Below are 7,425 nucleotides of genomic sequence, written 5' to 3' on the forward strand. Positions count from 1 at the left end.
ATAAGCACCTCCTCAATCAAAATCACTATGTACTGAGACTCAACGCAAACGTTGAATTATGTACTATTGTTAATGTTGTCATTTCAGTTACAGTTGCCACCACTATTATGGTATAGCCAATAATGGTATAGCCAATAATGGTATAGCCGATCAAGAGGAAATTATGAAACGTCTTTTATTGCCGATTTTCCTTGCCCCGCTCTTCTCATATGCCGCACATGCTAATGTAGATAAAACTGCAGAAACTTATTGTAGCTTGTTTGGGAAAGCCTCTGTAGAAGCATTTAAAACCCATGATTCCCCTGATGCGATAGCCCAAAAGGCCTTAAAGGAATTAAGTAGCAAAGGATTTGATCTTAAAGAGATCAATAGTAATAAAGATGAATTTATTGCATCTATCAAACAAACAGTCTCAGAAATCAGAAAAAATAAACAAGTCTTCCCAAGCCCTCGTCATTTTGACGAATCGCTGGTTAAATCTATCAAAGCATGCAATGCACAAACAAAGCATGTTTTATCCGAGAGAACAAAATAAGATCCTGTAGAGCGACTAACTTACGTTGTCGCTCTACTTCATTAATTCTGCCAACTCAAATTACAATGACTGACAGTATTTAATTACTGTCATGCTGTGATTTGACAGCTACTGGACACATATTAATCTTGCGGCGTAAATTTCATCCCAATAAAAGTACGCACTGCATTTCCTCTTTCAACCTGATGGTGAAATAAACGTCGTTCGGCTTTTAGCTGTGCTTGCTGCATGTTTTGCAACTGCCGAAGCCTATGCCCCAACAATAAACGGGCGAGTCGACGATTAGCATGCTGGCTGCGTTCAGACTGCACTTTAACGCTAATTCCGCTAGCAATATGTACTACTCTAACCGCTGACTCTGTTTTATTGACATGTTGGCCACCTGGCCCAGAAGCTTTTGACGTTTCAAACCTAATGTCGCTTTCCATCATTTCTTGTATAGGATCAAATTGCGTCACACCAATAAACCAGTTTTTACGGCCTGCCCCTTCTCGCCACGGGCTTTCGCAAATCCATTTGATAGTGCCGTTCCAACGTTTAAACAGTTGCTGCTCTTTTTCTCCCTGAATGACAATTAATACAGAACGTAATGTACCGGCATGTTGTCCCTGTTCTTCTTCCAAAATATCCACAATAACATTTAATTTTGTGGCTTCTTGAATCAAGCGTTCTAACGCTTTTTTGACAGCGAGCGTGCATTCATCAGGCCCTTGAGCCGAAGAAATTTGCAACAAAATCATTCGTTGCCTCCCCGTGTTTTATATGTCAGAACAGGTTTCAACCGTGCTATCAATTTCACCAAACCAGCCTGTAGCATTGCGTCCATTACACCGCTGATAGGTTTGTACGCTTCTGGTGCTTCTTGGAAAATCAATTGCTTATCTAAGCAAATGACACGACTACCTAATGCTGTACGCGAAAGTTGGACAGCATTGTAGCGCCCACTCAAACGCTCCTTACATTCCCCACGCATCCATTTCCGTCCCGCACCGTGAGCAAGGGAAAACAAACTGCTTTCGCTGCTCAAAGGCTGAACCAGATAGCTATAATCTCCACGGGATCCCGGAATAATCACCGGCCCTTCATCAGCGGGAGTTGCTCCCTTACGATGCAACCATCCAGTAGTACCGTCGACAGTGCATTGGGTAAGCAAATTATGTGAAACATCAAATAGACGCTCTCCATTCACTCGCCAACGTTTTAACATTCTTTCTGCAATCAACTGGCGGTTAAAACAAGCATAATCCAACGCTTGTTGGTGCTGCTGAAAGTAATTCCGTGCCTGTGGACTGGATGCCACCAATCCACCGTGCCCATGTTCACGAACATGTTGTTCAAGGATCATTTGTCCCATGCCGCGTGAACCACTGTGCACTAATAACAAAAGTTGTTGTTTGCTCAACTGCCAGGTTTCAAGAATATCCGGTTGATAAATTTCATCTAATTGCTGCAATTCAGCAAAATGATTTCCACCACCAATCGTTCCCGGTGAATAACAAAAATGTTCAGGGATATCGTCTGGCAGATCTTCTGCGTCTAAAGGAGTATCAATGGAGCCGAGCCGTTTTTCCAGCTTATCCAATGACCATTTGCTCAATGTCAGATCTGTTCGCCACAATGCCATACCACAACCGATATCATTACCGATAAGAGCCGGATAGAAACGTGACTGTGAGAAAAATGCAGCGCCGACAGGGTATCCTCTGCCAGGATGGAGATCCGGCAGACCAACGACACGAACCATGTCAGGAAGCTGTGCTGTTATTTCTAGTTGCTGGATAGCCTTGCCTTCCAGCCAAGTATTTTCTGCTACGATAAGCTGTACGCTTGGCACAGCTGAATGCAAAGTATTGCCCATAGATCAACCTTATGATCAATGAAAAAATAAAGGTATGGTCAGGCCTTCTTAGCCAAGCAATACTGAAAATTCTAATTTAGTAATTAGCTACGGGCTGGCCTGAAAAGAGTCATTGTTATTGTCATCATCGTGAATTTCTCCTTTTCAGTCGTTAATGTGGGTTTAGTGAATAGCTGCATTTTGCAGGCGCTGCATCATACTTCAAGTTTTATGAACATTGCCAGTATTTTGTTTGAATTTATTTAAATTAAACCGTCCGAAAGGGATTTAATTATCTTTGTTTTTAATTTCAATGAGATTAAAGAGAAGAATGAATTTCAGCTTTTTAATGGGAATGCTATGCCAAATATTAAAAACAATAAAAGTACTAAAAAAGTATTTATTAACTCAGAAGAATGATATTGAGATGGTAATTTTTTCTTATTATCCTGATTATGCTCTGCTTTATCTAATGAAAACTTATTATCCTCAATTTCAGCAAGTATCATTTTCGCACGTTCTATATCAGACTGATGGACAAGAAGTTTGACACCACCAAATGCCTGAGAATACATATAGTTATTCCACACAATATCTTCATCTATCACAACTGCATAAATATTTTCTGATAACATTCTGCCCAAGACAATGTGGGCATCTATCGGCGATAGAAAATTTGCCAATAACTTCATATTTCCTCTTTGAGGATGACTGTTCCACATAAACACACCATAGTTAGATGATTTATTGAACAGTATAATCTACTATTACACTCTTATTCTAACTTTCTTCAATCGATTGGAGACAAGGCGCACTGGAACATGAATGCGCCTTCGCTCAGTAACTAAATCTTGCCCATTTCCTGTAATTTTTTAAATATTTCTATATCTCTTCTGGTTTGTTCTGCCATTCTGCTGGACTCACGAGCCCAGGCACCAGGATCGCCAAAATTAGAGCCTCTTGTTCTTGCTGACATTTCAAGTGCATGACATTTTTCCATATCAATGGCACCTTTTCTGGATGTTATTTCATCTAAGATTCTGAGGGTAGTATTGCCATTATCTGAATATTCACCAAGAGCCGAACATAATTCATTACCGCTGAGTGATGTTAAGTTATCTGTTGGTATTTTATTGAATACACAACCAGACATAGCAAGTGTAGATAATAATAGTAATTTTTTTAGCATTTAATTCTGAATCCATAAAATCGGGGCAATAGTATATATACATAGGCAAATTAGGTAAATACAACATGAAGTACTCACCGGAGTATGTGCTGTTAATGTCATCCAGAGGTTAATCTAATTTGTGCAAAAATTTGACGTGATAATAACAATAAATCAGAGAAAAACTAACAATTACCATGATGATATGATTGTGGTAAAGATTGGATAAAAATTACTGTTTGAAAGACTCAGAATTTGACAGATTTTGATAACCGTTTTGTCAGCTACAATAATATAATGGGAACTATTAAGCCCCCGGGTCATAAACCCAATGGTTAGATATTGTGATAAACTTCCTGCTTTTTATTATGGGTGAGACATGGCTAAGGTTGATGTGGTTTGTCGTTACTGTCATAAAACAGAATAGGTGAAAGGGCATGGAAAAGGGCATACTGGGCATCCCCGTTATCACTGCTATGCCTGCCGTAAAACCTTCCAACTAAAACCTTCCAACTGAACTATGCCTATCAAGCAAGGGTCATTTATCGGTAATAAGAAAAATCAGCGCGGGTTCTGGTATGCTTGGGAACCGAACATGAAAAAGATCGGGGCGCATGTGTTTGATGATCGTAGCCGGAAAACGCTGAAAAAATTGCTAGCGCTTCTATCGCCTTTTAATATCCGGTTTTACTGTACGGATGATTATGCCGTTTACGATTGCCTTCCTGAGGAAAAACACCTCACTGGAAAGAAATTTACCCAACGTATCGAGAGAACTAATCTCACTCTTCGTATCCGGATAAAGAGGCTGAATTGAAAAACGATAGGTTATTCCAAATCCGAAGAGATTCACGATAAAGTAATAGGAACGTTCATTGAGCGTAACTACTATATTTCATAAGAAATCTAACCATTGGGTTCATGACCTGAAAAACGACACAGCCGCATTGCTGCGGCTGTGTGATTGAGGTCAGTGTTGTCTTGCTTCAAAACAAGAACAAACTATTTTGTATCTGACTGGAGGAAGTCGAAATAGTCAGGTGTGACAAGAATTGGAATGAATTGCCCTTCAGACAGTGATGAATTGGAGACATCTGATAATCTGAATTTCATTTCCTTACCCAGCGCAACTCGACTAAGTACTATCGGGTAATCTTTAATTTTCGAACTTGTCATATACGTTCCTAGACTGACAAGTGTTGGCAGTTGTTTTGCCCCTTTCTCAACAATTACGCTCATTTTGATATCAAGTTTACCGATATCTTTTTTTGCTTTTTTGACTCTCTCAAGCACATGTGAATCAATCATCACTCCGGCAAAGACATCTTCATGTGAATATACATAAAAATTAGCACCATCGAGTTGAGCTCCCTCTTCTGTATATGCCCCAACTTCAACAGGAACGGTAAAATGTGCATAAGAATCAAATTTTTTGCGGTAGCATTCCACATACTCGGCATTTTTAAAAATCGTGGGGATTTTCTGTTTTAATTCGATGAGGTTCTTTGATTCTTTCCGTGAGTCTTCATAGTCATTACACCCTGACACTTCAATATCAATATCTCCCTTAACCAGTTTATGTTCAACCGCTGTGAGGTCATCCGTATTCACTTTCGTTTCAACATCCACTTTACAGCCGGAAAGGATGAGTGCTGAGCTTGCAACCGCTAACCATTTTTTCATTTTAAATACCTTTATATCATTAAAGGGTGTCCATACTGTTATTATATTTAATCACAGAAAATTCATAAAATTCACTATTTTTGTGACGCTGCAAGTCGCTCGTTATACCGGTTGGTGATGGCGATTTCCCACAGGTCGAACGCCTCTTCCAAATCTACCGACATTTTGAGTTCGGTGAGGCTGGCGAATCCGGCACTGAGGATGACGGCAAAGAACCCATCAGCGTTTTGATAATCGACGGGAGTGAACCGCTGATTTTGTCCAGCAGGAATTGGAGGAAACCGCGGCTCCCGTCGGCCCCGAAAAAACTGGTGTTATACCTCAGCATTTTCAGCTCCAGACGAATAAACGCTTCCCCGTCCGGTACATGGTTATCAATCAGGGTCTGAGTCTTAAGCAAAATTTCCTGCCCATCACTCACTGAAGTGGTCAATAAAAATTGGTCACTGACTTAGCGTTTTCCCAAAATAATCGTTCTGATTTGTTGGGTGTCACCCCATTGTTATACCAATGGGGTCGAAGCTGGCTATAATAAGTCGTTATATAAGTCGTGATTGAGCTAAAAGCCTCTCTAGAATCTGAATACCCTTCTTCAGGAACCCATTCACTTTTCAAGCTCCTGAAGAAGCGTTTCATTGGGCTATTGTCCCAACACTTTCCCCGACGGCTCAGACTTTGTTTCATGCGGTAACGCCATCATAATCGCCTGAAGGCTTTGATGGTATAGTGGCTGCCTTGGTCACGGTGAAACATGACACATTTCAGCTTTCCCCTTGATTCAAATGCCATTTCTAACGCTTTTGGGCTCAGTGACCGCGAACTGGCGGTCAAGGTGGTTAGGAATACCAATATGTTCCTGTTCCTGACGCCAATAACGGTGTTTTGGCTGCTGGCGACTGACCAACCCCGGTTTCGCCATTAACTTCCCGGCCCGCCAGCGGCCTAATGACATCTTAAGCGTGTACTGGGAACGATGGGTAACCGAAGAAGGTTATGGTGAGCTGAAACAAAGGCAACTCAACAATACGGCCCTCCTGAGAAGCCAGACACGGGCAGGCATCTATCAGGAATTATGGGGCATATTGATTGCCTACAATCTGGTTCGGCTGGCAAAGGACTATCGTGTTGAACCGGTTCGGATAAGCTTTATCAATGCGTTACAACTGATACAGGATGTGTTCAGGACGAAGTCCCGATACCATTCCTCAAAAATTAAAAGCCCTCAGGGAGAGTGGCAAGCGGTTGATCTTACCTCAAAAGCGAAAACGCCAGTTACAAGATGTAATAACACGCTGTAGGGATAGAATATTAAGCCCTTACATGCTCCATTACCACCATACTACTTCACAAGCCAAAAGAGGCGGTCAAATATCAGCGAATGCAATCACCACCAGCTTTCAAAAAACACGTGATAAAACAGACCTCAAATAGGAGAACGGTACTCCGCCTAGTTTCCATGAGCAAAGGTCTTTATCTGAACGCCTCTACCGTGAACAAAGAATCGATACGAAAACATTATTAGGACATAAGAGCCAAGCAATGACAGATAAATATCACGATGATCGAGGTAAAGATTGGACTATTTTGGCAGTGAAATAATGTTCAATTTTTAACCAGATTTACAGGGGAGTTTTGCAGAAGGATTTTTACATCGCTAAAAACAACGGGAACTATTAAGCCCCCGTTATCTATTCAGTTAAGCAATCAATTACATATGAGAGATAATTGCATCACCGAACTCACTACATTTCAGAAGCTTAGCATCATCCATCAGACGTTCGAAATCGTAAGTGACAGTCTTAGCTGCGATTGCACCTTCCATTCCCTTAATGATTAGATCTGCGGCTTCAAACCATCCCATGTGGCGCAACATTAGATTGTCAAATACAATATAACAATTTGAATATAAACAATTTTATACATATTTCAAAGTTAAAAAGAGCTGCAAATACCCCACATGTAACTAAATGATTTTACAAAATGTTATATTGATTTTGATAACCAAACTGTACCCAATCTCACCCCTGCCCCACATTCCACGCCGAATCTTCCGGCATCTGGACGCGGACGTCTAACCGGGTGCTTGCGGATAAGGGGCACTCCCCATAATTACTCCGGCACTTTAGGCCATTGGATATCAGGTGCGGTAGAGCAATCCACCCGGTTGAGTAATACCCGATATTTACGCCATTCGGTTAATGA

General features: G+C 41.0%; 8 protein-coding genes and 5 pseudogenes. 4 read left to right on the top strand and 9 right to left on the bottom strand.

The annotated features are described in order from the left end of the window. Positions 1–163: 163 nt before the first annotated feature. On the top strand, positions 164–535 hold the full coding sequence (locus PSI14_RS01585) for a hypothetical protein (protein WP_273574078.1): 372 nt from the start codon (positions 164–166) through the stop codon (positions 533–535). A gap of 122 nt (positions 536–657) precedes the next feature. Here the strand turns inward: PSI14_RS01585 and prfH are convergent, their stop codons facing one another. The 4 genes from prfH to PSI14_RS01605 all read right to left on the bottom strand — a co-directional run bounded on the left by prfH (position 658) and on the right by PSI14_RS01605 (position 3,561). Beyond that, on the bottom strand, positions 658–1,275 hold the full coding sequence (gene prfH / locus PSI14_RS01590; protein WP_273574079.1) for a peptide chain release factor H: 618 nt from the start codon (positions 1,273–1,275) through the stop codon (positions 658–660). Beyond that, positions 1,272–2,393, bottom strand: coding sequence for an RNA ligase RtcB family protein (locus tag PSI14_RS01595; RefSeq protein ID WP_273574080.1), 1,122 nt, complete (start codon positions 2,391–2,393; stop codon positions 1,272–1,274). The genes prfH and PSI14_RS01595 overlap by 4 nt, the downstream gene beginning before the upstream one ends. Positions 2,394–2,710: 317 nt before the next feature. After that, the gene (locus tag PSI14_RS01600; protein WP_273574081.1) at positions 2,711–3,064 is read right to left on the bottom strand and encodes a putative signal transducing protein; all 354 of its coding nucleotides are present in this window, start codon (positions 3,062–3,064) and stop codon (positions 2,711–2,713) included. 152 nt (positions 3,065–3,216) lie between these two features. Beyond that, positions 3,217–3,561 carry a hypothetical protein gene (locus tag PSI14_RS01605; RefSeq protein ID WP_273574082.1) on the bottom strand — a complete coding sequence of 115 codons (345 nt, stop codon included), beginning with the start codon at positions 3,559–3,561 and terminating at the stop codon, positions 3,217–3,219. Positions 3,562–3,967: 406 nt separating this feature from the next. On the opposite strand from PSI14_RS01605, the pseudogene PSI14_RS01610 reads away from it, so the two are divergent. After that, positions 3,968–4,441, top strand: a pseudogene (locus tag PSI14_RS01610) (IS1 family transposase). A gap of 101 nt (positions 4,442–4,542) precedes the next feature. On the opposite strand, the gene PSI14_RS01615 reads toward PSI14_RS01610, so the two are convergent. The 3 genes and pseudogenes from PSI14_RS01615 to PSI14_RS01625 form a co-directional block, all read right to left on the bottom strand. After that, complete coding sequence (locus tag PSI14_RS01615) at positions 4,543–5,223, bottom strand: DUF7424 family protein (RefSeq protein WP_273574083.1); 681 nt, start codon at positions 5,221–5,223, stop codon at positions 4,543–4,545. Between the two features lie 154 nt (positions 5,224–5,377). Continuing rightward, positions 5,378–5,638 (bottom strand): annotated as a pseudogene (locus tag PSI14_RS01620) (hypothetical protein); the annotation flags it as partial. A gap of 14 nt (positions 5,639–5,652) precedes the next feature. Continuing rightward, positions 5,653–6,175, bottom strand: a pseudogene (locus tag PSI14_RS01625) (integrase core domain-containing protein); the annotation flags it as partial. 7 nt (positions 6,176–6,182) lie between these two features. On the opposite strand from PSI14_RS01625, the gene PSI14_RS01630 reads away from it, so the two are divergent. Together PSI14_RS01630 and PSI14_RS01635 are read left to right on the top strand one after the other, a co-directional pair. Continuing rightward, the gene (locus PSI14_RS01630) at positions 6,183–6,521 is read left to right on the top strand and encodes a hypothetical protein (protein WP_370688797.1); all 339 of its coding nucleotides are present in this window, start codon (positions 6,183–6,185) and stop codon (positions 6,519–6,521) included. After that, positions 6,496–6,822: pseudogene (locus PSI14_RS01635) on the top strand (tyrosine-type recombinase/integrase); the annotation flags it as partial. The gene PSI14_RS01630 and the pseudogene PSI14_RS01635, both read left to right, overlap by 26 nt. Before the next feature lie 109 nt (positions 6,823–6,931). On the opposite strand, the pseudogene PSI14_RS01640 reads toward PSI14_RS01635, so the two are convergent. Further along, positions 6,932–7,099 (bottom strand): annotated as a pseudogene (locus tag PSI14_RS01640) (isocitrate/isopropylmalate family dehydrogenase); the annotation flags it as partial. 233 nt (positions 7,100–7,332) lie between these two features. Next, a partial coding sequence (locus tag PSI14_RS01645; protein ID WP_273574106.1) for a tail fiber assembly protein occupies positions 7,333–7,425 on the bottom strand: 93 nt, incomplete at its 5' end.

The organism is Xenorhabdus anantnagensis, from assembly GCF_028598555.1.
In the GTDB taxonomy this organism is placed as follows: Bacteria; Pseudomonadota; Gammaproteobacteria; order Enterobacterales; family Enterobacteriaceae; genus Xenorhabdus; species Xenorhabdus anantnagensis.

Excerpts from the sequence above, each read along its gene's own strand:
- PSI14_RS01585 (WP_273574078.1), top strand. The coding sequence starts at position 164 with ATGAAACGTCTTTTATTGCCGATTTTCCTTGCCCCGCTCTTCTCATAT.
- prfH (WP_273574079.1), bottom strand. The coding sequence starts at position 1,275 with ATGATTTTGTTGCAAATTTCTTCGGCTCAAGGGCCTGATGAATGCACG.
- PSI14_RS01595 (WP_273574080.1), bottom strand. The coding sequence starts at position 2,393 with ATGGGCAATACTTTGCATTCAGCTGTGCCAAGCGTACAGCTTATCGTA.
- PSI14_RS01600 (WP_273574081.1), bottom strand. The coding sequence starts at position 3,064 with ATGAAGTTATTGGCAAATTTTCTATCGCCGATAGATGCCCACATTGTC.
- PSI14_RS01605 (WP_273574082.1), bottom strand. The coding sequence starts at position 3,561 with ATGCTAAAAAAATTACTATTATTATCTACACTTGCTATGTCTGGTTGT.
- PSI14_RS01615 (WP_273574083.1), bottom strand. The coding sequence starts at position 5,223 with ATGAAAAAATGGTTAGCGGTTGCAAGCTCAGCACTCATCCTTTCCGGC.